The 308-nt window shown below is 70.5% G+C and carries 1 pseudogene; it reads left to right on the top strand.

The window, feature by feature from the left end:
- Positions 1-308, top strand: a pseudogene (locus WDW90_RS38720) (formate dehydrogenase); the annotation flags it as partial.

Raw genomic sequence — 308 nt, 5'->3', positions numbered from 1 at the left:
TCGGCGGCAGCAACGTCGCCGCGGTGAGCTGGGCGACCGACCTGTCGGGCGGCATCCAGCGCGTCTGCCTCGACCACGGCGTGACCCCCTACGGCAACGGCAAGGCACGGGCGACTGCCTGGAACCTGCCCGATCCCGTGCCGGTCCACCGCGAGCCGATCTACACGCCGCGGCCCGACCTCGTGGCCAAGTACCCGACCCGGCCCGACGACCGCCAGTTCCGGATGCCCAATATCGGATTCACGGTGCAGAAGGCGGCGGTCGACCGCGAGATCGCCAAGAGCTTCCCGATCATCCTGACCTCGGGC

The sequence above is a fragment of the Methylobacterium nigriterrae genome, assembly GCF_037106235.1.
In the GTDB taxonomy this organism is placed as follows: domain Bacteria; phylum Pseudomonadota; class Alphaproteobacteria; order Rhizobiales; family Beijerinckiaceae; genus Methylobacterium; species Methylobacterium nigriterrae.
Note: the sequence above shows the minus strand (reverse complement) of the source record. Positions and strands in the feature narration are given on the sequence as shown.